The following is a 25083-nucleotide window of genomic DNA, read 5'->3' as shown; positions in this document are numbered from 1 at the left end:
ACGCGTCGCGGTCGGGTGAGCCTCTGCGGTGCCGTGGGGCACCGTGGGCGGCCCCGTCACGCCCCGTGCGTGGGGTCCTCGCCGCGGTCCAGGGCCTTCCACAGGTCCTCGGGCCGGTCGGGGTCGGCCGTGGGGGCCTTGCGGGCGGCCCGGGGGGTGCCGGTGCGCTCGTAGCGGCCGCCCATCGCGGGCCAGCTCTTGCCGAAGCGCAGCGCGAAGAGGCCGGCGAGCAGGATCAGGACGGCGCCCGCGGCGGTCACGTACGGCCAGACGGTGTGGCTCAGGCCGGCCACGGCGGCGGCGGTGTCTCCGCTGATGCGGGCGGCCTCGGCGTCCAGGGCGGCGCTGTCGGAGGCGCCGAGGACCGCGGCGAGCGCGGCGCCCGCGCCGCTGAGCGCGAGGAGCGCGGCGACGAGGGTGCGGCCGGTGCGGCGGACGGCGAACACGGCGAAGAGCGCGGCGAGGCCGACGATCGCGAGGGCGGTCGGCACACCGGTGACGGTGCCGCCGTCGGCCTCGACGGGGACGCTGCCACCGCCGACGGACGCGGTGCCCTCCGCCCAGATCTGGCCCGCGGAGAGCAGGACGACGGTGGCGCCGAGGGCACCGAGGAGGAGGGCCGCGGCCAGGCTGCGGCGGCCGCCGCCGGGGACGGCCGCGCGGGCGGCCCGGGGCTGGGGTACGGGTACGGCACTCACGTACCCCACTATCCCCTACGCGGTCAGGCGCCGTTCATCCGGTTGGCGGTGTGGACGGCGCGGAGGACGGCCGCGGCCTTGTTCCGGCACTCGTTGTCCTCGGCGACGGGATCGGAGTCGGCGACGACACCCGCTCCGGCCTGCACATACGCGGTTCCGTCGCGGAGCAGGGCGGTACGGATGGCGATGGCCGTGTCCGCGTCGCCGGCGAAATCGAGATAACCGACACATCCGCCGTACAGGCCGCGTCGGGAGGGTTCGAGCTCCTCGATGATCTGCATCGCGCGGGGCTTGGGCGCGCCGGAGAGCGTGCCGGCCGGGAAGCAGGCGGTGAGGACGTCGAAGGCGGTCCTGCCCTCGGCGACCTCGCCGGTCACGGTGGAGACGATGTGCATGACGTGCGAGTAGCGCTCGACGGACATGAAGTCGACGACCTCGACGGAGCCGGGCGCGCAGACGCGGCCGAGGTCGTTGCGGCCGAGGTCGACGAGCATGAGGTGCTCGGCGCGCTCCTTGGGGTCGGCGAGCAGTTCCTCGGCGAGGTCGTGGTCCTCCTGCGGGGTGGCGCCGCGGTGCCTGGTGCCGGCGATGGGGTGGAGCAGCGCGTGGCCGTCCTCGACCTTGACGAGGGCCTCGGGGCTGGATCCGACGACGTCGAAGCCGTTCTCGAAGCGGAAGAGGTACATGTACGGGGACGGGTTGGTGGCCCGCAGGACCCGGTAGACATCGAGCGCGGAGGCGGTGCAGGCGGTCTCGAAGCGCTGCGAGGGCACGACCTGGAAGGCCTCGCCGGCCCGGATGCGCTCCTTGATGTCCTCGACGGCGTCCTGGTAGGCCGGTCCGCCCCAGAGCGCGGAGAACTCGGGGAGCTCGGAGGCGGGCAGGGCGGTGGGAGCGGTGGCGACCGGGCGGGCCAGGTCGGCCTCCATGGCGTCGAGGCGGGCGACGGCGTGCGCGTAGGCCTCCTCGATGCCGGTCTCCAGGTCGTTGTGGTTGATCGCGTTGGCAATCAGCAGGACCGAGCCGTCCCAGTGGTCGAGGACCGCGAGGTCGCTGGTGAGGAGCATGGTCAGCTCGGGGAGTTCGAGGTCGTCCCGGGTGGAGTCGCCGATCTTCTCCAGGCGGCGGACGATGTCGTAGCCGAGGTAGCCGACCATGCCGCCGGTGAACGGCGGCAGACCGCCACCGAGCACCCTGTCGAGGTCGCGGGGGGTGTGGAGGGTCTCGACGGTGGCGCGCAGCGCCTGGAGCGGGTCGCCGTCGGTGGGGACGCCGACGGGCGGGGTGCCCAGCCAGTGGGCCTCGCCGTCCTTCACCGTCAGGGTGGCGTCGCTGCGGACGCCGATGAAGGAGTACCGGGACCAGCTGCGGCCGTTCTCCGCGGATTCGAGGAGGAAGGTGCCGGGCCGTTCGGCGGCGAGCTTGCGGTAGAGCCCGACCGGGGTGTCGCCGTCCGCGAGCAGCCGGCGGCTGACGGGGATGACGCGGCGGTCGGCCGCCAGCTTGCGGAAGGTGTCGAGATCCATGGCGCCAGACCCTACTCGGATACGGGGTCCGCGTCGGACCCGGATACGGGGAGCACATCGGCGTCGAAGCAGGTCCGGGCGCCGGTGTGGCAGGCGGCGCCGACCTGGTCGACCCTGACGAGGACGGTGTCGGCGTCGCAGTCGAGGGCGACGGACCTGACGTGCTGGACGTGGCCGGAGGTGTCGCCCTTGACCCAGTACTCCTGGCGGCTGCGGGACCAGTAGGTGCAGCGGCCGGTGGTGAGGGTGCGGTGGAGGGCCTCGTCGTCCATCCAGCCGAGCATCAGCACCTCGCCGGTGTCGTACTGCTGGGCGATGGCGGGGACGAGTCCGTCCGGGCCGCGCTTGAGGCGCGCGGCGATGGCCGGGTCGAGGTCGCTGGGGGTCCGGGGCGTGCTGCTCATGGCGCCATTGTGCCGCGCCCCGGGGTGGTGTCCGGCGGGGCGTCCACTGGGCGGACCGGCGGCACCCGCCGTACGCTGGCAGTCATGTCGACCCATGCCAAACGTGAACGCCTTCTGCTCGCCGACCTGTTGGAGGCGGCGGGCCCCGAAGCGCCGACGCTCTGCGAGGGCTGGCGGACCCGGGATCTCGCGGCCCATGTGGTGGTGCGGGAGCGGCGCCCGGACGCGGCGGCGGGTGCGCTCGTACCGGCGCTGAAGGACCGGCAGGAGCGGGTGCAGGCGGAGTTCGCCGACAAGCCGTACGAGGAGCTGATCCAGCTCATCCGGAACGGACCGCCGCGGTTCTCGCCGTTCACCATCAAGCAGGTGGACGAGGGGGCGAACATCGTCGAGTTCTATGTCCACGCCGAGGACGTGCGCCGTGCCCAGCCCGAGTGGTCGGCGCGGGAGCTCGACCCGGTCTTCGCCGACGCCCTCTGGTCCCGCCTGGAGCGCGGCGCCCGCCTGCTGGGCCGGAAGGTCCCGGTGGGCCTGGTGCTGCGCCGCCCGAACGGCCAGACGGCGGTGGCGCACCGGGGCACCCCGGTGGTGACGGTCTCCGGGGAGCCGGGCGAGCTGACGATGTACCTGTTCGGCCGCCAGGACTCGGCCAAGGTGGAGCTGGACGGGGAGCCCGAGGCGATCGAGCGGCTGCGGGAGACGAAGCAGCTGGGGCTCTGAGGGAGGAGGCGGGGGCCGCCCTCTCGGCGCCGCCGCTGCGGCCCCGCCCTCTGCTCCGCCCGAACGGTGCTAGCCGGGCAGCTCCGCCCGGCGTACGGCCCTGACCGAGAGGCCGTAGACGCCCGCGAGCGCGCAGACCGCCGCGCTGACGGTGAAGACCGGGCCGACGCCCCACAGGCCGATCGCGGCGCCCGTGAGCGGGAAGCTGAGCGGGGCGAGGCCCAGGCTCACCAGGCTGGAGACGGCCGAGACGCGGCCGAGGTAGGCGGGGTCGCACTCGGTCTGGACAAGGGCCCCGCAGAGCGCTCCGGAGAGGCCGGCGAACAGGCCGATGGAGAGGGCGACGACCACGGCCAGGGGCAGCTGCGGGACGAAGGCGAGCGCGCCGATCGAGACGGCGCCGACGGTCATGGTCCAGCCGAGGACGGCTCCGGCGCGCGGCACCCGCCCCTTGACGCTGAGCAGCAGCGAGGCGCTGCCGGCGCCGACGCCGAAGCCGGCGAGGACCCAGCCGATGCCGGAGGCTCCCCAGCCGCGCTGGTCGGAGAGGAGCACGAGGCCGACGTTGAGCGGGCCGACGAAGCCGAGGTCGCTGAGGGCTATGACGATCATGAGCGGCCCGAGGACCCGGTGGCCGCGCAGATAGCGCAGTCCGTCCACGAGGTCGCCGAACGCGGTGCCGTTCTGCTTCCGGGCCTCTCCGGTGAGCGGGCGGATCCGGAGGGCGAGCAGCAGGGGCAGGGAGAGGGCGAAGAGCGCTCCGGCCACGGCGAAGGCGACGCCCGGCCCGCCGAGGGCGACCGCCAGGCCGCCGAGCGGGGCGCCGATGACGGCTCCCGAACGGTAGGCGAGGCCGCGCATGCCCTGGACGCGTGTGAGCTGGTCGTGCGGGGCGATCCGGGGCGGCAGGGCGCCGACGGCGGGCATGAAGAGCGCGTCGACGATGCCGAAGACGAGGGCGACGCCGGCCAGCATCCAGAGGGTGGGCGAGGTGACGAGGACGAGCGCGGCGACGCCGAGGACGACGAGGCAGCGGACGGTGTCGGAGGCGATGACGACCCGGCGCGGGCCGAAGCGGTCGGCGACCACTCCCCCGCCGAGCATGAGCAGGGCGCGCGGTACGGCGCTGACGGCCATGACGAGTCCCGCCTCGGCCGGGGTGCCGCCGCGGACGGCGGCCCAGGAGAGGGCGAGGTGGTAGACGCTGTCGCCGAGGGTGGAGGCGGTGTAGGCGCCGAGCCAGCGCAGGACCTGGGGGTCGCGGTGGGCGGGCCGCTCGACGGCGGCGGGCGCCGCGGCGGGGACGGTGGCGGTGGCGGTCATGAGCGGTAGGGGAAGCCGTTGAGGTGGATGGCGATGTTCTCGCGGCCCTCGTTGTCACCGGCGGCCTCGGCGGCGCGGGCCTGCTGGTCGTACTTGCGCAGCACGGCGTCGAGTTCGGCGCCGAGGGCGGCGAGCTCGTCGGCGGTGAGGCGGGGCAGCCACTCGGAGCTGAGGGACGCGGAGCGCCACGTGTCGGACCAGGTGTGCCGCTCGTCGAGGAAGCGGGCGTACATCTGGGTGCGCTGCTCGTCGACCGTACGGCCGAAGGCGGCGCTCGCGGCGGCGAGCTCGGGGGCGTCGCGGAGGTCCTCGTCGTGGATGCTGAAGCCGTACGAGCTCGGCTGCCACCACCTCTCCCGGCCGTCCGTCGACTGGGTCTCGGCCTCCTCGATGAGGCCGTGCTCGGCGAGCTTGCGCAGGTGGTAGCTGACCAGCGAGACCGCCTCGTCGACCTGGTCGGCGAGCTGGGACGCGGTGGCGGTGCGGGCCACGAAGAGGGCGCGGTAGAGGCGCATCCGCAGCGGGTGCGAGATGGCTTTCAAGGTGCCGAGATCGGTGATCCGGCGGTTCTCCGGCGAGGTCATGCCACCGACCCTAGATACGAAAGAAAACTTGCGCAATGAGAATTGCACAAATAATCCTGCACGTTCGGGGAAGAAGAAGGGCCCCCGAAGGAGCCCTCCCCCAGAGCGGAGCGCCGGGTCAGCGGACCGCGTGGCCCGCCGCCCGCAGCTCGTCCTTGACCTGGGAGATCCGCAGATCACCGAAGTGGAAGACGGAGGCCGCGAGCACCGCGTCCGCGCCCGCCGCCACCGCCGGCGGGAAGTCGGCGAGCTTGCCCGCTCCCCCGCTCGCGATCACCGGCACGGTCACGTGCTTGCGCACGGCCGCGATCATCTCCGTGTCGTAGCCGTCCTTGGTGCCGTCCGCGTCCATCGAGTTGAGCAGGATCTCGCCCGCACCCAGCTCGGCGGCCCGGTGCGCCCACTCGACGGCGTCGATGCCGGTGCCCTTGCGGCCGCCGTGCGTCGTCACCTCGAAGGAGCCCGAGGCCGTCCGCCGGGCGTCGACCGACAGGACGAGCACCTGGCGGCCGAAGCGCTCCGCGATCTCCTGGATCAGCTCGGGACGTGCGATGGCGGCGGTGTTGACGCCCACCTTGTCGGCGCCGGCCCGCAGCAGCTTGTCGACGTCCTCGGCCGCGCGGACTCCGCCGCCGACCGTGAGCGGGATGAAGACCTGCTCGGCGGTGCGGCGCACCACGTCGTAGGTGGTCTCCCGGTTGCCCGAGGAGGCGGTGATGTCGAGAAAGGTCAGCTCGTCGGCGCCCTCGGCGTCGTACAGCTTGGCCATCTCGACGGGGTCGCCCGCGTCCCGCAGGTTCTGGAAGTTGACGCCCTTGACGACCCGGCCGTTGTCCACGTCCAGGCAGGGGATCACGCGTACGGCGAGGCTCATGCCGCACCGCCCGTCTGTCCCTCTGGGCGGAATGCCTCGACCTCGACCTCGACGACCAGGCTGGGGTCGACGAAGCCGGAGACGATGATCATCGAAGCCGCCGGGCGGACGGCGTCGAACAGCTCCTTGTGGGCGCGGCCGACCTCGTCCACGTCCCGGGCGTGGGTGATGTACATCCGGGTGCGGACGACGTCCTCCGGGCCCAGACCGAGCTGCTTCAGGGCGGCGAAGGCCACGTTGAAGGAGTTCACCGTCTGGTCGTACGGGCCTCCGCCGGCGATCTGGCCGCCGACCACCGACGTACAGCCGGCGACGAGGACCAGGCCGTTCGGCAGCTCCACCGCGCGGGAGTAGCCGAACTGCTCCTCCCAGGGGGCGCCGGTGACGACCTTCTTCACGCCGTCGGTCATGCGGAAGCCACCGCCTCCAGCGCCTCTTCGAGGGTGAACGCCTTGGCGTACAGCGCCTTGCCGACGATCGCGCCCTCGACGCCGAGCGGCACCAGGCCGGACAGGGCCCGCAGGTCGTCCAGGGACGACACGCCGCCGGAGGCGACGACGGGCTTGTCGGTGGCCGCGCAGACGTTCTTCAGGAGCTCCAGGTTGGGTCCCTGGAGGGTGCCGTCCTTGGCGATGTCGGTGACGACGTAGCGGGAGCAGCCCTCGGAGTCGAGGCGGGCGAGCGTCTCGTAGAGGTCGCCGCCGTCGCGGGTCCAGCCGCGGCCGCGCAGGGTCGTGCCGCGGACGTCGAGGCCGACGGCGATCTTGTCGCCGTGCTCGGCGATGACCTTGGCGACCCACTCGGGGGTCTCCAGGGCGGCGGTGCCGAGGTTGACGCGGGTGCAGCCGGTGGCGAGGGCGGCGGCGAGCGAGGCGTCGTCGCGGATGCCGCCGGAGAGCTCGACCTTGATGTCCATGGCCTGGGCGACCTCGGCGATCAGCTGCCGGTTGTCACCGGTGCCGAAGGCGGCGTCGAGGTCGACCAGGTGCAGCCACTCGGCGCCCGAGCTCTGCCAGGCGAGGGCCGCCTGGAGCGGAGAGCCGTAGGAGGTCTCGCTGCCGGACTCGCCGTGCACGAGGCGGACGGCCTGACCGTCGCGGACGTCGACGGCGGGGAGGAGTTCAAGCTTCTGAGCCATGATCAGAGGGTCTCGATCCAATTGGTGAGGAGCTGGGCTCCGGCGTCGCCGGACTTCTCGGGGTGGAACTGGGTGGCCCACAGGGCGCCGTTCTCGACGGCCGCGACGAAGGGCTCGCCGTGGGTGGCCCAGGTGACCTTGGGGGCGCGGATGTTCTTGTTGCCGACCTCGAGGGTCCACTCGCGCACCGCGTAGGAGTGCACGAAGTAGAACCGGGCGTCGGCGTCGAGTTCCGCGAACATCTCGGTGTCCTGCGGCGCGTCGACCGTGTTCCAGCCCATGTGGGGGACGACGGGGGCGTTCAACGGCTCGACCGTACCGGGCCACTCGTCGAGGCCCTCGCTCTCCACGCCGTGCTCGAAGCCGTGGGCGAAGAGGATCTGCATGCCGACGCAGATGCCCATGACCGGGCGGCCGCCGGAGAGCCGGCGGCCGACGATCCAGTCGCCGCGCGCGTCCTTCAGCCCCTGCATGCAGGCGGAGAAGGCGCCGACGCCGGGGACGAGGAGTCCGTCGGCGTTCATCGCGGTGTCGTAGTCGCGGGTGATCTCGACGTCGGCGCCGACCCGGGCGAGGGCGCGCTCGGCCGAGCGCACGTTGCCGAAGCCGTAGTCGAAGACGACGACCTTCCTGGGGGTGCTCGCGGTCATGCCCACACGTCCAGCCGCAGCACACCGGCGACGAGACACATCGCGGCGCCGAAGGCGACGAGCGCGATGAGGCCCTTGGGCATCTGCTGCTTGACGAAGGAGTAGATGCCGCCGAGCAGGAACAGCCCGACGACGATGAGGATGGTGGAGAGGCCGTTCACGTTTAGAGCGCGCCCTTCGTGGAGGGGAGGATTCCGGCGGCGCGCGGGTCGCGCTCGGAGGCATAGCGGAGGGCGCGGGCGAACGCCTTGAACTGGCACTCCACGATGTGGTGGGCGTTGCGCCCGTACGGCACGTGGATGTGCAGCGCGATCTGGGCCTGGGCGACGAAGGACTCGAAGATGTGCCGGGTCATCGTCGTGTCGTACGAGCCGATCATCGGCGCCATGTTCTCGGGCTCGGTGTGCACGAGGTACGGGCGGCCGGAGAGGTCGACGGTCACCTGGGCGAGCGACTCGTCCAGCGGGACGGTGCAGTTGCCGAAGCGGTAGATGCCGACCTTGTCGCCGAGGGCCTGCTTGAAGGCGGCGCCGAGGGCGAGGGCGGTGTCCTCGATGGTGTGGTGCGAGTCGATGTGCAGGTCGCCGTCGGTCTTGACGGTGAGGTCGAACAGACCGTGCCGGCCGAGCTGGTCGAGCATGTGGTCGTAGAACCCGACCCCGGTCGACACGTCGACCTTTCCGGTGCCGTCGAGGTCGATCTCGACGACGACGGAGGTCTCCTTGGTGGTGCGCTCTACGCGGCCTACGCGGCTCATCGCTCCTGCTCCTTCATCAATTCACGAACCGCGTCGAGGAACGCGTCGTTCTCTTCGGGGGTGCCGGCGGTGACCCGCAGCCATCCCGGTACGCCGTTGTCCCGGACCAGGACGCCCCGGTCGAGGATCCGCTGCCAGGCCGCGTGCGTGTCGGGGAACTTCCCGAACTGCACGAAGTTGGCGTCCGAATCGGTGACCTCGTAGCCGATCCCGCGCAGCTCGGTGACGAGCCGGTCGCGCTCGGCCTTGAGCTGCTCGACGTACCCGAGGAGGGTGTCGGTGTGCTCCAGGGCGGCGAGCGCGGTCGCCTGGGTGACGGCGGAGAGGTGGTAAGGGAGCCGGACCAGCTGGACGGCGTCGACCACGGCCGGGTGGGCGGCGAGGTAGCCGAGCCGCAGTCCGGCGGCGCCGAAGGCCTTGGACATGGTCCGGGAGACCACCAGGTTCGGGCGGCCCTCGATGAGGGGCAGCAGCGATTCCCGGTGGCTGAACTCCACGTACGCCTCGTCGATGATCACCATCGAGGGCTTGGCCGCCTGGGCCGCCTCGTACAGGGCGAGGACGGTGTCGGCCTCGACGGCGGTGCCGGTGGGGTTGTTGGGCGAGGCGATGAACACGACGTCCGGCGCGTTCTCGGCGATCGCCGCGACGGCCGCCGCCACGTCGATGGTGAAGTCCTCTTTGCGCGGACCGGAGATCCAGCCGGTGCCGGTGCCGCGGGCGATCAGGGCGTGCATCGAGTACGAGGGCTCGAAGCCGATCGCGGTACGGCCCGGGCCGCCGAAGGTCTGCAGCAGCTGCTGGAGGACCTCGTTGGACCCGTTGGCCGCCCAGACGTTCTCGGCGGCGACCGGGTGCCCGCCGGTCCGGGTGAGGTAGCGGGCGAGCTCGGTGCGGAGCTCGACCACGTCCCGGTCGGGGTAGCGGTTGAGGGTACGGGCGGCCTCGGCGACGCGCTCCGCGATGCGCGCGACGAGCGGCTCGGGCAGCGGGTACGGGTTCTCGTTGGTGTTCAGCTGGACGGGGACGTCGAGCTGGGGCGCTCCGTAGGGGGACTTGCCCTTCAGCTCGTCCCGGACGGGGAGCTCGTCCCAGGGGGATCGATCGCTGATTCCGGTCACTTGGTCTCCGGCACCTTCCATCCGAACCTTGCCTTGATCGCAGCGCCGTGGGCCGGGAGGTCCTCCGCCTCGGCCAGGGTCACCACGTGGTGGGCGACGTCGGCGAGCGCGTCGCGCGTGTAGTCCACGATGTGCACCCCGCGCAGGAACGACTGCACGGAGAGGCCCGAGGAGTGGCAGGCGCAGCCGCCGGTGGGCAGGACGTGGTTGGAGCCCGCGCAGTAGTCGCCGAGGGAGACGGGCGCCCAGGGGCCGACGAAGATCGCGCCGGCGTTGCGGACGCGGTCGGCGACGGCCGCGGCGTCGCGGGTCTGGATCTCCAGGTGCTCGGCGCCGTACGCGTCGACGACCTTGAGGCCGTCGGCCAGGTCGCGGACGAGGACGATCGCGGACTGGCGTCCCGCCAGGGCCGGGACGATCCGGTCGTCGACGTGCTTGGAGGCGGCGACCTGGGTCTTCAGTTCGGCCTCGGTGGCGGCGGCCAGCTCGTCCGAGTCGGTGACGAGGACGGAGGCGGCCATCGGGTCGTGCTCGGCCTGGCTGATGAGGTCGGCGGCGACGTGCACGGGGTCGGCGGTGGAGTCCGCGAGGATCGCGATCTCCGTCGGGCCGGCCTCGGCGTCGATGCCGATCCGGCCCTTGAGGAGCCGCTTGGCGGCGGCCACGTAGATGTTGCCGGGGCCGGTCACGAGGTTGACGGGGGCGCAGCCGGGCTCGCCGGCCGTCCCCTCCGTGCCGTACGCGAACATGGCGATGGCCTGGGCGCCGCCGGCGGCGTACACCTCGTCGACCCCGAGCAGGGCGCAGGCGGCGAGGATCGTCGGGTGCGGAAGCCCGCCGAAATCCTTCTGCGGGGGCGAGGCGACGGCCAGGCTCTCGACGCCGGCCTCCTGGGCCGGGACGACGTTCATCACGACGGAGGACGGGTAGACGGCTCGGCCGCCCGGCACGTACAGACCGACGCGCTCGACCGGGATCCACTTCTCGGTGACCGTGCCGCCGGGGACGACCTGGGTGGTGTGGGTGGTGCGGCGCTGCTCGTGGTGGACGAGGCGGGCGCGCCGGATGGACTCCTCGAGTGCGGCGCGGACGGCCGGGTCGAGCTCGTCGAGGGCGCGGGCGATCGCCTCGGCGGGGACGCGCAGGCCCGGAACGCGGACGCCGTCGAATTTCTCCCCGTAGTCGATCACCGCGGCCGCGCCATGATGCCTGACGTCCTCGCAGATCGGCCGCACTGTCTCCAGGGCGGCTTCCACGTCGAACTCGGCACGGGGCAGCAGGTCGCGCAGGGCGGAACCCTCGGGGAGGGTCTCGCCGCGCAGATCGATTCGAGAGATCACGGGTCAATTCTCGCAGACGGCCCACAGCGCCGGTCGCCCGTATCAATGGCTGATACGGGCCACACTGGCGTCTTGTCGCCACTCCTGACCGTTAGCGTTCAGCCCGTCACTCAGCGGGAAGAACGGCTGTACGAATCCACGGGACCCCGGAAAACGATCGAAACCGGAATCGCGGAATCGTGCGAGCGGATCGTGGAAAGCGAGGGGGGCGGCAGTGACCGAGCCGCACGAGGACGGGATGCCGGACGGACTCACGGGCCCGGAGCGGGCCGTGTGGCGGGCGTTCGTCGTCGGCAGGACGTGCGATCTGACGGAGGGGATCGCGGAGCGGGACGACCCCTTCGGGGGGAGGGACTGGGGGGAGGAGCGGAGCGTCCGCGCCGATGTGGTGGCGCTGCTGCTGCTCGCCGGGCCGCCGGCCCGGTCCGGACGGGTGGCCGCGCTGAAGCTGCGCGGCGTGCGGATCACCGGCGTGCTGAACCTGGCGGGCGGGACGATAGGGCCGTACGTGGAGCTGCACGGCTGCCGCTTCGACGGCGAGGTGGTGCTGCCGGAGGCCCGGTTCGGCACGCTGCGGATGGTCGAGTGCGCGCTGCCGCGCCTGGAGGCGGCCCGGCTGCACACCGAGGGGGACCTGCACCTGCCGCGCTGCCGGGTGCGGTGGGGCATCCGGCTCACCGACGCGCAGATCGGCACGGACCTGCTCGTCAACCAGATCCAGGTGTGGCCGGACCGGCGCGGCCGGGCCATCACCGCGGACGGCCTGGTGGTCGCCCAGGACCTCCAGGCCGAGCTGATCGAGACGCACGGGGAGCTGAGCCTGCGCGGGGCGAAGGTCGGCGTGTCGCTCAGCCTGCGGGGCAGTGTGCTGCGCGGCGCGCAGGGCCGCCGCGCGCTCAACGCGCCGCAGCTGACGGTGGAGCGCTCGCTCTATCTGAACGCGGCCTGGGTGTACGAGGAGTCGGGCACCGCGGGGAGCACGGGCAACTCGACGGCCACCCCGCCGTACGGGGTGACGCCCGCCCAGGGCGCCCACCGCAAGCCGGTCGAGTTCCACGGCGGGGTGCGGCTCGACGACGGCCGCTTCGGTGACGCGGTGGACCTGCACCACGCCCGGTTCCTGCTGAGCGGGGCGCGCCGGGAGGAGGTCTCGCTGCGGCGGATCGTCACCCCGGAGCTCCGGTTCAACGGCGAGCGGCCGGAGGAGGGCCGCGTCGTGCTCAACGGCGCGAAGGTCGTCACCCTGATCGACCTGTCGACCAGCTGGCCGGGGCCCGGCGGGCTCGCGATGGGCGGCTTCGCCTACGAGAACCTCGTCCCGTACGGGCACTTCCCGCTGGCCCGGCGCCTGGAGTGGGTGGCGGCGGCGACCCCGGAGTACGCCCCCGAGCCGTACGAACGCCTGGCGACCGTCCTGCGCAGCAGCGGGGAGGACGCCGACGCCCGCGAGGTGCTGCTGGCCAAGCAGCGGCGCAGACGCGAGACCCTGCCGGTGGCGGGGAAGCTCTGGGGCTACCTCCAGGACTGGACCGTGGCCTACGGCTACCGGCCGGGCCGGGCCGCACTGTGGATGGCGGTCCTGTGGGCGGCGGGCACGGTGGCCTTCTCCCACTACCGCCCGACACCGCTGAAGGCGGAGGAGGCTCCCGAGTGGAACGGTCCGCTGTACGCGCTCGATCTGCTGCTCCCGGTGATCAATCTCGGCCAGGACGGCTACTGGCGCCTGGAGGGGACATGGCAGTGGGCGGCGGCGGTGCTGATCCTGCTGGGCTGGATCCTGGCGACGACGGTGGCGGCGGGAGCGACCCGGCTGCTGAGCAGGGGGTGAGGCGGCGCGGCGGAGGATTGGTGTAAGCGGCGGGCTGCGGCGAAGGTTTGGTGAGCGGGCCGTGAGACCGGCTGCCGCGGAGGCGGGGGTCGGGAGAGAATACGTCGCACCATGTCCTTGCTCCGTGCCCTGAGAGGCGCCGTTCGTTCGGCCCGGCACACCCCGCGGCTCGCCGCCGGGTTCGTGCCGGACGACGACGTGCTGCTCGACGCCCCGGACGAGCGGCTCGCCCCCGCCCTGGTCGCCGCCGCCCTCGCCGACCCGGAGCCCGCGGCGAAGCTGCTCGCCACCACCCGGGACGCCGGCGAGTGGGAGGACCGCGACCGTTACGTCACCCGGCTCGCCACCTTCGCGTACAGCAGGGACGACTGGCTGACCCACTGGCTCTCCGCCGCGCCCCGCGATCCCGACGCCCTGCTCGTCACCGCGCAGCTCGCCGTCCGCCGGGCCTGGGAGTCGCCCGCGCGGGCCGAGCGGCTGCGCGAACTCACGCCGCTGATCCAGGCGATGGCCGAGGAGGCGCCGCACGACCCGGTGCCGTGGCGGCTCGCCCTGGACCACGCGCGCGGGGCGCACGCCGGGCCCGCCGCCTTCGAGTCGCTCTGGGAGCAGGCGGTGCGCCGCTCCCCGCACCACTACGGCTGCCATGTCGCGGCGCTCAAGTACCTGTCGGCGCAGTGGTACGGCTCGCACCGGGCCGCCTTCGACTTCGCCGAGCAGGCGGCCGACGACGCCGCCCCGGACTCGCTCGTACGGGCGCTGCCGGTCCGCGCCGCCTACGACCGGCTCCGGGTGGCGCCGGACCGGGACCCGTCCGTGCCGGAGGCGCGGATCGACCGGGCGGCGGACCGGGCCCTGGCCCTGTCGGCGGTCTTCCCGACGGGCGACCCGTGGCCCGCCGAGGTCCGCAACCTGCTGGCGTACGTACTGGTGGAGCGGGGGCGGTGGGCGGAGGCGCGGGCGGAGTTCGGCCGGATCGGGGTCCACGCGACCTCCTTCCCGTGGGGAGCCGCGCGGGGTGCCGGGCGGGAGGATCCTCCCCCGAGCTCTCGGCTCCGCTCGAGCAGGGGGGACCCCCTGCTCCGGTTCCTCGCCGCGCGGGACACGGTCAGGACCGAACTGGCCCGCCGTACCCCTCTCTGGGACACCGGAGAGGGACGGGCCGGACGGGGCGGGCCCGGCGGCCATTAGGCTGACCGCTGTGACCACCGCTCGCCTGCCTCTCTTCCCGCTCAACGCGGTGCTGTTCCCGGGCCTCGTGCTGCCGCTGAACGTCTTCGAGGAGCGTTATCGCGCCATGATGCGCGAGCTGCTCACGATCGACGACTCGGAGCCGCGCCGCTTCGCCGTCGTCGCCATCCGCGACGGCCGCGAGGTCGCCCCGACGGCCCCCGGCATGCCCGACCAGACGGCGCTGCCGGAGAAGGGCCCGGCCGCGGGCTTCGGCTCCGACCCCATCCAGTCCTTCCACCGGGTCGGCTGCGTCGCCGACGCGGTGCAGATCCGCGAGCGCGCCGACGGCAGCTTCGAGGTGACGGCCACCGGCACGACCCGGGTGAAGCTGCTGTCCGTCGACGCGAGCGGGCCGTTCCTGGTCGCCGAGGTCGAGGAGATCCCGGAGGAGCAGGGCGAGGAGGCCGGCAGCCTCTCCGAGGGGGTGCTGCGGGCCTTCCGCAGCTACCAGAAGCGGCTGGCCGGGGCGCGCGAGCGCTCGCTGACCACGAGCGAGCTGCCGGACGACCCCTCGGTGGTCTCGTACCTGGTCGCGGCTGCGGCGGTGCTGGACACGCCGTCGAAGCAGCGGCTGCTCCAGGCCCCGGACACGGCGACCCGGCTGCGCGAGGAGCTGACGCTGCTGCGCGCGGAGACGGCGGTCCTCCGGCATCTGCCGTCGCTGCCGGTGGTGGACCTGACGCAGGCCCCGACGTACCCGAACTGAGGAAGAGCGCGCGCGTGGCGAAGAAGCAGAAGAAGAACGGCGGAGGCACCCCTGCGACGGTGGCCCTGACGGCGGCCGGCACCCCGTTCACCCTGCACGCGTACGAGCACGACCCGGCCTCCCCCTCGTACGGCGAGGAGGCGGCCGAGGCCCTCGGCGTCTCCCCGGACCGGGTCTTCAAGACCCTGGTGGCGGACGTCGACGGCGAGCTGACGGTCGCGGTGGTCCCGGTCGCCGGCCAGCTCGATCTGAAGGCCCTGGCCTCGGCGGTCGGCGGCAAGCGCGCGGCGATGGCGGACCCGGCGGCGGCCGAGCGCACCACGGGCTATGTGCGGGGCGGCATCTCCCCGCTGGGCCAGCGCAAGCGGCTCCGTACGGTCCTCGACGCCTCGGCCTCGGACCACGCGTCCATCTGCATCTCGGCGGGCCGGCGCGGCCTCGAGGTGGAGCTCTCCCCCGCGGATCTGGCCGCCCTCACGTCGGCGGTCGTGGCCCCGATCGGCCGCGCCTGACGGTCGGAAGTGCCTGACGATCAGGACCCGCCTGGCGGTCGGACGCGCCTGCCGGTCGGCCGCGTCCGTCGGGCGGCGCGGTCGCCGTGGGAGCCGGGGCCGCCGTGGGAGCCGGGGCCGTCAGCTCCGGCCCGGCCCCTGGGTGTACGCCTTCGGCTGGTCCCACGGTCCGGGTTCCTGGTCGCGCGGGCCGAAGAGGGCGGTGAGCGCCAGGTGCACGATCATCGCGGCGAGCGGCCAGGCCAGCATCGCGGCGGCCCCCAGGTTCAGTTCGAGCGGCGCCTCGAAGGCGACGTTGGGGCCGACCGCCTTCGCGTGGGCGACGACGTCGCTCGTCGGGCCGAAGTACGTCCCGAGGCCCCAGGCGAGCAGTGAGCCCAGCACGCCGCCCAGCGCGAGGCCGAGCACCAGCGGGACGCCGCCCTTGCGGCGCGCGAGGAAGACGACGAGCGCGGCGACCGCGCCGAAGGCCAGCGCGAGCAGGACAAACGTTCCGTCCGAGCCGATCGCCGCCTCCCCCTCCGAGTTGCGGAGGTAGACGCCCTTGCCGTCCGAGATGAGCAGGATCCGCGGGGCCAGGTTCAGCCACAGCACTCCGAGCACCGCCCCGGCGACCGCCGAGACGAGGGTCACCAGGACACCCTGAAGGACCTCGGCCGCCGTGATCGGGTCCCCGGCCGGGCCGAGCATCGGCGGGGGCGGCGGGGGCCAGTCGGGGTCGTGCGGCGGTGGCTGGTGAGGCGGAGTCAGGGGTGCGGTCACCCCGCCATCGTGCCAGGTGTGTCCGTGGCCCGCCTCAGCGGACGGCTGCCCGCCGGTACGCCCAGGTGGCGAGGGCCAGGGAGACCACCCCGACCACCCCGCACACGGCGAGGTCGAGGGCGACGGCCGCCCAGTCGGGACGGCGGTCGAAGGTGCGGGCCAGGGCCTCCACGCCGTACGTCGAGGGCAGCAGGTCCCGGGCCCAGCCGATGGGCTGCGGCAGCCGCTCCGCCGGGAGCACGCCGAGGAGCAGCGCCGCAGACATGCCGAGCTGGCCGAGGAGGGTGGCCAGCTCCTGCCGGGGCGCGAGGAGCCCGAGGGCCGCGCCGAGGCCGGCGAGCGCGGCGCCGGCGAGCGGGACGACGGCGGCGAGGATCCAGAGGTGGCCGAGCGGCAGTCCGAAGAGCACGGAGCCGGCGACGGCGGTGACGGCGGTCCCGGGCACGGTGAAGGAGGCGTACGCGCCGGCGGCGCCGAGCACGACGGCGGCGGGCGGCACGGGCAGGGTGGCGTAGTGGTCGAGGCCGCCGGTGGCCCGCAGCTGGCCGAAGTACTGGGCGAGCAGGTTGAGCGCGACGAAGGCGACGACGAGGACGGTGGAGCCGGCCACGACGGCGCGCGCCTCGGAGCCCCCGTCGACGACCCCGCGCATCAGGACCATGATCCCGATGGACTGGAAGGTGGCCACGAAGAGCAGCGGGATGCGGGCGACCCGGGCGCGGGAGAGCTGCGCGCGGTAGACGGCGGCCAGGGCCGGCAGCAGCCGGGCGCGCGGGGCGAGGGGGGCGACGGCCTCGTCGTCCGCGCCGGCGCGGACGGAAGGCGCGCCGGTCGGCAGGACCTCTGCGGGCACGGTGCTCACTGCGTACAGCTCCTGGGGGTGACGTGCGGTACGGGCAGTACGTGCGGGACACGGCTTCGGCGAGGTGCGCAGTGTAGGTGCGGTGCACGGTGTACGTGCGGTACGGGGCGGGTCATGCCTTCACCAGTCCCTCGGTCGCGCCGCCCAGCGCCAGGTACACGTCCTCCAGGCTGGGGGTGGCCAGGGTGAAGTCGTCGAGCGCGGCGAACGCGGCCCCGCCGGTGACGGTGGCGACGGCGGTGCGGGCGGCGTCGGGGGCGAGCCGGAGGATCCAGCGCCGGCCCGTCTCCTGGGCGAGTCCGCGCAGCGCCGCGACCTCGGGCAGGTGGAGCGGGGCGGACTCGCGCCAGACCAGCTCGACGCGGACCTCGCCCGCGACCCGTTCCTTGAGGCCGGCGGGCGTGTCGCAGGCGATGACCCGGCCGTGTTCGAGGACGGCGACCCGGTCGAGGACGGTCTCGGCCTCGATGACGTTGTGGGTGACGAGCAGCACGGTGGCGCCGTGTTCGGCGCGCCGCCGGTCGACGGCCGCCCAGACGGCGCGGCGGGCGACGGGGTCCATGCCCGTGGTGGGCTCGTCGAGGACGAGGACGGGGCGCTCGCCGACGAGGGCGGCGGCGAAGCAGGCGAGCCTGCGCTGGCCGCCGGAGAGCTTCTTGAGGGGCCGGGAGGCGAGCGCGCCGAGGCCGAGTTCCTCCAGGACGGCGTCGCGCTCGGCGCGCGCGTCGCGGGCGGTGAGGCCGCGCAGCCGCCCGGTGGTCTCGGCGGCGAGGGCGACGGTCAGCTCGTCGAGGGCGGTGGACTCCTGGCCGAGGTACGCGAGGAGGCGGGACGCCCGCTCGGGGTGGCGCACGAGGTCGTGGCCGAGAAGCCGGACGCTGCCGGAGTCGGGGCGCATGAGCCCGGTGAGCTGGCGGACGAGGGTCGACTTGCCCGCGCCGTTGGGGCCGAGCAGCCCGAAGATCTCGCCGCCGCGCACGTCGAGGCTGATCCCGTCGGTGGCCCGCACCTCGGGTGTCGCCGGCGCACCGCGCCCGCCGCGCGTGGCGGGGTACGTCTTGACCAGATCCCGCACCACGCACACCGTACTCACGGGGGAAGAGCCTACGGGGTCGCCGGGCCCGCTCCGGGCGCGGGGGCTTGTTCGGCGGCGGCCCGGACGTCGATCTCGCGCCAGAATCCCGCCCGGATCGCATAACGGTCGTGCTCGTCGATCTGGTCGTCCTTGTGGGCGAGCAGGCCGAATCGGGCCGCGTACCGGAGGAGTTCGCCGTCGATGCGGTGCGGGATGCGGGGGTAGAGGGTGGACAGCTTCTGGACGTGGCTCTGCTCGGGGAGCCGTTCCATCCACCGCCGGGCGAACACCTGTCCGACCTCGAACGGGTCTCCGCCGACGGTGGTGATGTCCTCCTCGCGGTCCGCCCAGCGCTGCTCGGCGCTGGTGAGGGCGGCGAGGGTCGGCAGGGAGGCGGTCTCGGCCGGTTCACCGAGGGGGGCGGCGGGGCGCTCGACCCAGCCCCGGTCGGAGGACCAGCGGAGTGCGCTGGCGCCCTGGGGCAGGGGGGCGGCCGGGGAGGCGGCGGCGCCGGGGGCGCGCAGTCCCGCCAGGTCCTTGGGGGTGGGGACGCCCTTGCCGGAGGCCGGGGCGGGGACGCCGGTCCCGTGGCCGCGGTCGTGGTCGTCCTCGCGGAGGTGACCGTTGGCGCCCGCGTGCCCGTTGCCGTGGTGGACGTGACCGTTGCCGCCGCCGTTGGCATGGGAGACCTCCTCGGGGGCCCGGGCGGCGGCCGCCTCGGCGGCCCGTTCCGCGGAGGCGGCGAGAGCCGCCTCCGGCAGCGGCGCGGAGAGGATGGCGGCGATCTCGGGGCGCGGGGCGGGCGGGGGCGAGCAGATCCCGGTGAGGTCCTTGGCGCGGACGGCCCGGGTGATCCAGGTCCGGTCGAGGACCCGCCGTTCGTCGGCCTCGGCGACGAGGTCCTCGGACTGGTTGTAGTCGCCGTCGGCGGCCTGGACGGCCCAGAGATGGACGGCGACGCCGTGCTCCTTGGCGGACATCAGTCCGGGCAGCAGGTCTCCGTCGCCGGTGACGAGCACGATGTCGGAGCAGGCCCGGTTCCTGGCGAGCTCGGTCAGCTCGGTGTGCATCGCCGCGTCGACGCCCTTCTGGGCCCAGCGTCCGTCGCTCCGCGTCAGCGCGCCGAGCCGGACGGTGACCCGGGGCATCACGCGCAGTCTCCGGTGCTCGGGCTGGGGCACCCGGTCGGGAGCGCCGTCGAACCAGTAGATCCGCAGGAGGGGCAGCGCGGTCTCGGCCTCGGCGCGCTGGCGCAGCTGCTGGATGAGCCCGGCGTGATCGACGGTGATCCTGGAGCGGGCCGGTTCCCCGGCCAGAAGACTGGCGGCAGCTCCCAGCAGGTAGCCGGCATCCACCAGGACGACGCAGCGGTCCACGTGTTCCACCCTCTTTCGGGAACCTCGGGATCGGAAGTTGCTTCGGATTTCCTTCGAGTCTGCCCGAAGGGCGGGGGCTCGACGGTCGGAACTGGATCATCGGCGTGGCGGATGTCACGTTCCCCGGGGCCTTACGCTCCGTAATGATCCAACATGCGGCGGTTCGTGCCGTATGTGAGTCTGACAGCGGCCCTGGCCCCTAGGTCCCTTTGAGGAGGCATCCCCATGGCCAAGAACCGCAACCAGAACCGCAGCCAGAAGCAGCAGTCCCCGGCCGAGCGCGGCGCCCAGCAGGCGCAGCAGTCGGCGATGGAGTCCGAGGCGTCGCAGCGCACGTCTCAGGTGCTGCCGAGCGATGTCGCCCGCAAGGGCCGCCAGAAGCGCTTCGGCCACAACTGACGGCCTCCGCGTACGGCAAAGGGGCGCGCCCGTGACGACGGGCGCGCCCCTTGCGCGTGTGCGGGAGGTCCCACCCGGCCGGGCCGGGCGGGACGGATGATCAGCCGGCCAGGCAGGACGGGCCGAGCAGCACCTTCAGGTCGCCGAAGAGCGCCGGATCGGCCTGCACCCGGTGCCGGTCGAGGCGCAGCACGGTCGTGGTCCGGGGGCCCTGGAGCTTGATCCGCACCTCGGTGTTGCCCTTGTGGTGGCCCAGGATCTCGCCGAGGCGGGTGACCATCGGCGGGGTCACCTTGACGGTGGGGATGGTGAGGATCACCGGCGCGTTGGTCCCGGCGTTCGACAGGTCGGGGACCATCAGCTCCATGGCGACGAGCCGGGGCACGTCCTCGCGCTTGTCGAGCCGGCCCTTGACGAAGACCACCGTGTCCTCGACGAGCTGGGTGGAGACCAGCTGGTAGGTGGCCGGGAAGTACATGCACTCGATGGAGCCGGCCAGGTCCTCGACGGTGGCGATGGCCCAGGCGTTGCCCTGCTTGGTCATCTTCCGCTGGAGGCCGGAGATGATGCCGCCGATGGTGACGACCGCGCCGTCGGAGTGCTCGCCGCCGGTGAGCTGGGAGATCGCCGCGTCCGTCTTGTCGGACAGGACGTGCTCGATGCCGAAGAGCGGGTGGTCGGAGACGTACAGGCCGAGCATCTCGCGCTCCTGGGCGAGCAGGTAGGACTTCTCCCACTCGATGTCGGAGAACTCGACGTCCAGGCCGAAGCCGGGCTCGTCGGCGGACTCGTCGCCCATGCCGCCGAACAGGTCGAACTGTCCCTCGGCCTCCTTGCGCTTGACCGCCACCACGTTGTCGATCATCGGTTCGTGGTGGGCGACCAGGCCCTTGCGGGTGTGGCCCATCTCGTCGAACGCGCCGGCCTTGATCAGCGACTCGACGGTCCGCTTGTTGCAGACGACGGCCTCGACCTTGTCGAGGAAGTCCGGGAAGGAGGAGTACTTCCCCTTCGCCTTGCGCGACTTGATGATCGACTCGACGACGTTGGTGCCGACGTTCCGGACGGCGGAGAGGCCGAAGAGGATCACGTCGTCGCCCTGGGCGGCGAAGTTCGACTCGGACTCGTTCACGTTCGGCGGGAGCACCTTGATGCCCATGCGGCGGCACTCGTTGAGGTAGATCGCGGACTTGTCCTTGTCGTCCTTGACCGAGGTGAGCAGTCCCGCCATGTACTCGGCCGGGAAGTTGGCCTTGAGGTAGGCGGTCCAGTAGGAGACCAGTCCGTACGCGGCCGAGTGGGCCTTGTTGAAGGCGTAGCCGGCGAAGGGGACCAGGACGTCCCAGAGGGCCTTGATGGCCGCGTCGCTGAAGCCCTTGCCCTTGGCTCCGGCCTCGAAGATGACGAAGTTCTTCGCCAGCTCGTCGGGCTTCTTCTTGCCCATCACGCGGCGGAGGATGTCGGCCTCGCCGAGCGAGTACCCGGCGATGATCTGGGCGGCCTTCTGCACCTGCTCCTGGTACACGATGAGGCCGTAGGTGACCGCGAGCACCTCTTCGAGCGGCTTCTCCAGCTCGGGGTGGATCGGGGTGATCTCCTGCTGCGCGTTCTTGCGCAGGGCGTAGTTCGTGTGCGAGTTCATGCCCATCGGGCCCGGCCGGTACAGGGCGGACACGGCGGAGATGTCTTCGAAGTTGTCGGGCTTCATCAGCCGCAGCAGCGAACGCATGGGGCCGCCGTCGAACTGGAAGACACCGAGCGTGTCACCGCGCTGGAGCAGTTCGAAGGTCTTCGGGTCGTCGAGCGGCAGGGCCAGGAGGTCGAGGTCGATCCCCTTGTTGGCCTTCACCATCTTGACGGCGTCGTCCATGATCGTGAGGTTGCGCAGGCCCAGGAAGTCCATCTTGAGCAGGCCGAGCGACTCGCACTGCGGGTAGTCCCACTGCGTGATGGTGACGCCGTCGGTGTGCCGCACCCAGATCGGCGCGTGGTCGACGATCGGCTCGCTGGACATGATGACGCCGGCCGCGTGCACGCCCATCTGGCGGACCAGGCCCTCGACGCCCCGGGCGGTGTCGATGACCTTCTTGACGTCCGGCTCGTTCTCGTACATCGCGCGGATCTCGCCGGCCTCGCTGTAGCGCGGGTGCGAGGGGTCGGTGATGCCGTTGAGGTCGATGCCCTTGCCGAGGACGTCGGCGGGCATGGCCTTGGTGAGCCGGTCGCCCATGGCGTACGGGTAGCCGAGGACGCGCGCGGAGTCCTTGATGGCGTTCTTCGCCTTGATCTTGCCGTAGGTGCCGATCATGGCGACCTTGTCGGAGCCGTACTTCTCCGTCACGTACCGGATCACCTCGACGCGCCGACGCTCGTCGAAGTCGATGTCGACATCGGGCATCGAGATGCGCTCGGGGTTGAGGAAGCGCTCGAAGATCAGTCCGTGCGGGATCGGGTCGAGGTCGGTGATGCCCATGGCGTACGCGACGATCGAGCCGGCCGCGGAGCCTCGGCCGGGGCCCACGGCGATGCCCTGCTTCTTCGCCCACATGATGAAGTCGGCGACGACGAGGAAGTAGCCGGGGAAGCCCATCGAGATGATCGTGTCCATCTCGTACTCGACCTGCTTCATGCGGTCGTCGGGGATGCCTCCGGGGAAGCGGCGGTGCATGCCCCGCATGGTCTCCTCGCGGAACCAGGTGACCTCGGTGAACCCCTCCGGGATGTCGAACTTCGGCATGAGGTTCTTCTCGACGAACATGCCGTCGGTGGAGACCTGCTCGGCGACCAGGAGGGTGTTGCGGCAGCCCTCCTGCCAGGCGTCCGAGGAGTCGACGGCGTACATCTCGTCCGTGGACTTCAGGTAGTAGCCGGTGCCGTCGAACCGGAAGCGGTCCGGGTCGGAGAGGTTCTTGCCGGTCTGGATGCAGAGCAGGGCGTCGTGCGCGCCGGCCTCGTGCGCGTACGTGTAGTGCGAGTCGTTGGTGACCAGCGGCGGGATGCCGAGCTTCTTGCCGATCTCCAGGAGCCCGTCGCGGACCCGGCGCTCGATCTCGATGCCGTGGTCCATCAGCTCCAGGAAGTACCGCTCCTTGCCGAAGATGTCCTGGTACTCGGAGGCCGCCTTGAGGGCCTCGTCGAACTGGCCGAGCCGGAGCCGGGTCTGCAGCTCGCCGGAGGGGCAGCCGGTGGAGGCGATGAGCCCCTCCGACCACTGGGAGATGGTCTCCTTGTCCATCCGGGGCCACTTCTGGAGCCAGCCCTCGGCGTACGCGTCGGAGGAGAGCTTGAAGAGGTTGTGCAGTCCCGTGGCGTTGGCCGCCCAGATCGTCTTGTGGGTGTAACCACCGGAACCGGAGACGTCGTCCCGCTTCTGGTGCGGCTGGCCCCACTGGATCTTCCGCTTGTTGCGCCGGGACTCGGGGGCGACGTACGCCTCGATGCCGATGATCGGCGTCACCCCGGCCTTCTTCGCCGTGTGGAAGAAGTCGTACGCCCCGTGCAGATTGCCGTGGTCGGACATCGCGATATGGGTCATGCCCATCTCGTTGCACGCGTTGAACATGTCCTTCAGCCGCGCGGCACCGTCCAGCAGCGAGTACTGGGTGTGGACGTGGAGGTGCGTGAAGGGCGGCTTGGTCACGGGGGAGGCCTCCGGCAGTGAACTTCTGGGGGGACAGCGTCGAAGTCTACGTCGCCGGACTGACAGCGGCCGGGCACTCGCGGGTACCGTCGCGCGTTGGGAGACAGGAACACCTGTCCCATTTGTCTATGCACGGCTTCGTACCAGGAGGCACCTCGATGTCGGTCCCCCAGCCCACCGCCGCGGAGCGCGGTGAGCACATTCTCGCCGTCTTCGACACCGCCTTCGGCGAGCTCCTCGCCGCCGACCCCGCCGCCTTCCGCGTCAAGTTCCGGAAGATGGCCGGCTCGGCGTTCGCCTTCTACCGGGGCACGGCCTGCCTGTTCTACGCCGACCTGGCGCGGGAGGGCTCCGGGCGGGAGGGAGGGAACACGCACAGTGGCCCCTACCTGGACGAGCGCACCGGCCGGGTCTGGATCCACGGCGATCTGCACGCCGAGAACTTCGGCACGTACATGGACGCCAACGGGCGGCTCATCTTCAACGTCAACGACTTCGACGAGGCGTACGTCGGCCCCTTCACCTGGGACCTCAAGCGGCTCGCGGCCTCGCTCGCCCTCGTCGGCTACGCGAAGGCGCTGAGCGACGAGCAGATCAGCCACCTGGTCCGGATCTACGCCGCGTCCTACCGGGAGCGGATCCACGCCCTCGCGACCGGCGCGAAGAACGACGAGCTGCCCCCGTTCACGCTGGACACGGCCGAGGGCGCGCTGCTCGACGCGCTGCGCGACGCCCGCTCCATGACCCGCTTCGGGCTCCTCGAGTCGATGACGGAGATCCGGGACTACGAGCGCCGCTTCTCCGCGGGCGGCGGCGCGATCGAGCTGGACGCGGCCGCGCGGTACAAGGTCCTGGCGGCCTTCGACGGTTACCTGGAGACCCTGCCGGAGTCCAGCCTGTCCCGCCCCGACTCGTACCGGGTCAAGGACGTGGTCGGGCGGCGCGGGATCGGCATCGGCTCGGCCGGCCTCCCCTCGTACAACATCCTCCTGGAGGGCAACAGCGACGCCCTGGAGAACGACGTCGTGATCTACCTCAAGCAGGCGCAGACCCCGGCGGTCTCCCGTCATGTGACGGACGCGGCGGTGCGGGAGTACTTCCAGCACGAGGGCCACCGCACCGTGATCTCGCAGCGGGCGCTCCAGGCGCACGCCGACCCGTGGCTCGGCTGGACGGAGCTGGACGGCGCCGGGCAGCTGGTCGCGGAGGTCTCGCCGTACGCGGTGGACCTCGACTGGTCGGACATCGACGACCCCCAGGACATCGCGGCCACGGTCGCCGACCTCGGCCGGGCGACGGCGACCATGCACGCGGCGGCGGACGACTCCAGCGGGCACTCGCTGGTGCCGTTCTCGACGGAGCGGGCCATCGACGCGGCGATCGCCGCCGACGAGGAGGGTTTCGCGGAGCTCCTGGTGGACTTCGCCCACGCCTACGGGGCACGCGCGCGGGCCGACCACCAGATCTTCGTGGACCTCTTCCGCAACGGCCGGATCCCGGGGCTGTAGCGGAATCCCGGGCCACCGGCGCTTCCCGGGGAATCGGGGGCCGCTGG

Annotated in this window: 25 protein-coding genes; 7 read left to right on the top strand and 18 right to left on the bottom strand. The window is 72.4% G+C overall.

Annotated elements, in window-relative coordinates; translation table 11 throughout:
• Nucleotides 1-56 precede the first annotated feature (56 nt).
• The 3 genes from E0F75_RS19960 to hisI are packed head-to-tail and all read right to left on the bottom strand — an operon-like array spanning nucleotide 57 to nucleotide 2628.
• Nucleotides 57-707 (bottom strand): TIGR02234 family membrane protein, encoded by a 651-nt coding sequence (locus tag E0F75_RS19960; protein ID WP_187623900.1) that lies wholly within the window; start codon nucleotides 705-707, stop codon nucleotides 57-59.
• A gap of 14 nt (nucleotides 708-721) precedes the next feature.
• Nucleotides 722-2224 (bottom strand): anthranilate synthase component I, encoded by a 1503-nt coding sequence (locus E0F75_RS19955; protein WP_187623899.1) that lies wholly within the window; start codon nucleotides 2222-2224, stop codon nucleotides 722-724.
• An 11-nt stretch (nucleotides 2225-2235) separates the two neighbouring features.
• Nucleotides 2236-2628 carry a phosphoribosyl-AMP cyclohydrolase gene (gene hisI, locus E0F75_RS19950; RefSeq protein ID WP_187623898.1) on the bottom strand — a complete coding sequence of 131 codons (393 nt, stop codon included), beginning with the start codon at nucleotides 2626-2628 and terminating at the stop codon, nucleotides 2236-2238.
• An 84-nt stretch (nucleotides 2629-2712) separates the two neighbouring features.
• On the opposite strand from hisI, the gene E0F75_RS19945 reads away from it, so the two are divergent.
• The gene (locus E0F75_RS19945) at nucleotides 2713-3348 is read left to right on the top strand and encodes a TIGR03085 family metal-binding protein (RefSeq protein ID WP_187623897.1); all 636 of its coding nucleotides are present in this window, start codon (nucleotides 2713-2715) and stop codon (nucleotides 3346-3348) included.
• Between the two features lie 69 nt (nucleotides 3349-3417).
• Here E0F75_RS19945 and E0F75_RS19940 read toward each other — a convergent pair whose 3' ends face one another.
• The 10 genes from E0F75_RS19940 to hisD all read right to left on the bottom strand — a co-directional run bounded on the left by E0F75_RS19940 (nucleotide 3418) and on the right by hisD (nucleotide 11135).
• The gene (locus E0F75_RS19940) at nucleotides 3418-4671 is read right to left on the bottom strand and encodes an MFS transporter (RefSeq protein WP_187623896.1); all 1254 of its coding nucleotides are present in this window, start codon (nucleotides 4669-4671) and stop codon (nucleotides 3418-3420) included.
• Nucleotides 4668-5255, bottom strand: a complete 588-nt coding sequence (locus E0F75_RS19935; RefSeq protein WP_187623895.1) for a transcriptional regulator — start codon at nucleotides 5253-5255, stop codon at nucleotides 4668-4670. Before E0F75_RS19935 ends, E0F75_RS19940 begins: the two co-directional genes overlap by 4 nt.
• 118 nt (nucleotides 5256-5373) lie before the next feature.
• On the bottom strand, nucleotides 5374-6129 hold the full coding sequence (gene hisF, locus E0F75_RS19930) for an imidazole glycerol phosphate synthase subunit HisF (RefSeq protein WP_187623894.1): 756 nt from the start codon (nucleotides 6127-6129) through the stop codon (nucleotides 5374-5376).
• Nucleotides 6126-6539 carry a RidA family protein gene (locus E0F75_RS19925; RefSeq protein WP_187623893.1) on the bottom strand — a complete coding sequence of 138 codons (414 nt, stop codon included), beginning with the start codon at nucleotides 6537-6539 and terminating at the stop codon, nucleotides 6126-6128. The genes hisF and E0F75_RS19925 overlap by 4 nt, the downstream gene beginning before the upstream one ends.
• A complete protein-coding gene (priA, locus tag E0F75_RS19920; RefSeq protein WP_187623892.1) occupies nucleotides 6536-7267 on the bottom strand; it encodes a bifunctional 1-(5-phosphoribosyl)-5-((5-phosphoribosylamino)methylideneamino)imidazole-4-carboxamide isomerase/phosphoribosylanthranilate isomerase PriA in 732 nt (243 codons plus the stop codon). Before priA ends, E0F75_RS19925 begins: the two co-directional genes overlap by 4 nt.
• Nucleotides 7268-7269: 2 nt before the next feature.
• Complete coding sequence (gene hisH, locus E0F75_RS19915; protein WP_187623891.1) at nucleotides 7270-7917, bottom strand: imidazole glycerol phosphate synthase subunit HisH; 648 nt, start codon at nucleotides 7915-7917, stop codon at nucleotides 7270-7272.
• Nucleotides 7914-8078 carry a hypothetical protein gene (locus tag E0F75_RS19910; protein ID WP_187623890.1) on the bottom strand — a complete coding sequence of 55 codons (165 nt, stop codon included), beginning with the start codon at nucleotides 8076-8078 and terminating at the stop codon, nucleotides 7914-7916. The genes hisH and E0F75_RS19910 overlap by 4 nt, the downstream gene beginning before the upstream one ends.
• Nucleotides 8079-8080: 2 nt before the next feature.
• Nucleotides 8081-8674: an imidazoleglycerol-phosphate dehydratase HisB gene (gene hisB / locus E0F75_RS19905; RefSeq protein WP_015032911.1), complete on the bottom strand. Its 594-nt coding sequence runs from the start codon at nucleotides 8672-8674 to the stop codon at nucleotides 8081-8083.
• Complete coding sequence (locus tag E0F75_RS19900) at nucleotides 8671-9795, bottom strand: histidinol-phosphate transaminase (RefSeq protein WP_229312745.1); 1125 nt, start codon at nucleotides 9793-9795, stop codon at nucleotides 8671-8673. Before E0F75_RS19900 ends, hisB begins: the two co-directional genes overlap by 4 nt.
• Complete coding sequence (gene hisD / locus E0F75_RS19895) at nucleotides 9792-11135, bottom strand: histidinol dehydrogenase (RefSeq protein ID WP_187623888.1); 1344 nt, start codon at nucleotides 11133-11135, stop codon at nucleotides 9792-9794. The genes E0F75_RS19900 and hisD overlap by 4 nt, the downstream gene beginning before the upstream one ends.
• Before the next feature lie 214 nt (nucleotides 11136-11349).
• On the opposite strand from hisD, the gene E0F75_RS19890 reads away from it, so the two are divergent.
• The 4 genes from E0F75_RS19890 to ybaK all read left to right on the top strand — a co-directional run bounded on the left by E0F75_RS19890 (nucleotide 11350) and on the right by ybaK (nucleotide 15414).
• Complete coding sequence (locus E0F75_RS19890; protein ID WP_187623887.1) at nucleotides 11350-12963, top strand: oxidoreductase; 1614 nt, start codon at nucleotides 11350-11352, stop codon at nucleotides 12961-12963.
• A 111-nt stretch (nucleotides 12964-13074) separates the two neighbouring features.
• Complete coding sequence (locus tag E0F75_RS19885) at nucleotides 13075-14154, top strand: hypothetical protein (protein ID WP_187623886.1); 1080 nt, start codon at nucleotides 13075-13077, stop codon at nucleotides 14152-14154.
• A 10-nt stretch (nucleotides 14155-14164) separates the two neighbouring features.
• The gene (locus E0F75_RS19880) at nucleotides 14165-14902 is read left to right on the top strand and encodes an LON peptidase substrate-binding domain-containing protein (protein ID WP_187623885.1); all 738 of its coding nucleotides are present in this window, start codon (nucleotides 14165-14167) and stop codon (nucleotides 14900-14902) included.
• Nucleotides 14903-14916: 14 nt separating this feature from the next.
• A complete protein-coding gene (ybaK, locus tag E0F75_RS19875; protein ID WP_187623884.1) occupies nucleotides 14917-15414 on the top strand; it encodes a Cys-tRNA(Pro) deacylase in 498 nt (165 codons plus the stop codon).
• 120 nt (nucleotides 15415-15534) lie between these two features.
• On the opposite strand, the gene E0F75_RS19870 is transcribed toward ybaK, so the two are convergent.
• The 4 genes from E0F75_RS19870 to E0F75_RS19855 form a co-directional block, all read right to left on the bottom strand.
• A complete protein-coding gene (locus tag E0F75_RS19870; protein ID WP_187623883.1) occupies nucleotides 15535-16176 on the bottom strand; it encodes a DUF2567 domain-containing protein in 642 nt (213 codons plus the stop codon).
• 34 nt (nucleotides 16177-16210) lie between these two features.
• Entirely contained in the window at nucleotides 16211-17038 is an 828-nt protein-coding gene (locus E0F75_RS19865; protein WP_187623882.1) for an ABC transporter permease, read from the bottom strand.
• 112 nt (nucleotides 17039-17150) lie between these two features.
• Complete coding sequence (locus E0F75_RS19860) at nucleotides 17151-18122, bottom strand: ABC transporter ATP-binding protein (RefSeq protein WP_187624125.1); 972 nt, start codon at nucleotides 18120-18122, stop codon at nucleotides 17151-17153.
• A gap of 20 nt (nucleotides 18123-18142) precedes the next feature.
• Nucleotides 18143-19498: an NYN domain-containing protein gene (locus E0F75_RS19855; RefSeq protein ID WP_187623881.1), complete on the bottom strand. Its 1356-nt coding sequence runs from the start codon at nucleotides 19496-19498 to the stop codon at nucleotides 18143-18145.
• A gap of 216 nt (nucleotides 19499-19714) precedes the next feature.
• Between E0F75_RS19855 and E0F75_RS19850 the strand changes: the two genes are divergently transcribed.
• Entirely contained in the window at nucleotides 19715-19888 is a 174-nt protein-coding gene (locus tag E0F75_RS19850; protein ID WP_187623880.1) for a hypothetical protein, read from the top strand.
• A gap of 100 nt (nucleotides 19889-19988) precedes the next feature.
• Here the strand turns inward: E0F75_RS19850 and dnaE are convergent, their stop codons facing one another.
• Complete coding sequence (gene dnaE / locus E0F75_RS19845; RefSeq protein ID WP_187623879.1) at nucleotides 19989-23528, bottom strand: DNA polymerase III subunit alpha; 3540 nt, start codon at nucleotides 23526-23528, stop codon at nucleotides 19989-19991.
• A 158-nt stretch (nucleotides 23529-23686) separates the two neighbouring features.
• Here dnaE and E0F75_RS19840 point away from each other — a divergent pair, with 158 nt between their 5' ends.
• Nucleotides 23687-25036 (top strand): DUF2252 domain-containing protein, encoded by a 1350-nt coding sequence (locus E0F75_RS19840; RefSeq protein WP_187623878.1) that lies wholly within the window; start codon nucleotides 23687-23689, stop codon nucleotides 25034-25036.
• Nucleotides 25037-25083 lie beyond the last annotated feature (47 nt).

The organism is Streptomyces sp. CB02980, assembly GCF_014451325.2.
In the GTDB taxonomy this organism is placed as follows: domain Bacteria; phylum Actinomycetota; class Actinomycetes; order Streptomycetales; family Streptomycetaceae; genus Streptomyces.
The sequence above is the reverse complement of the archived record's forward strand: the minus strand, read 5'-3'. Positions and strand labels throughout refer to the sequence as shown.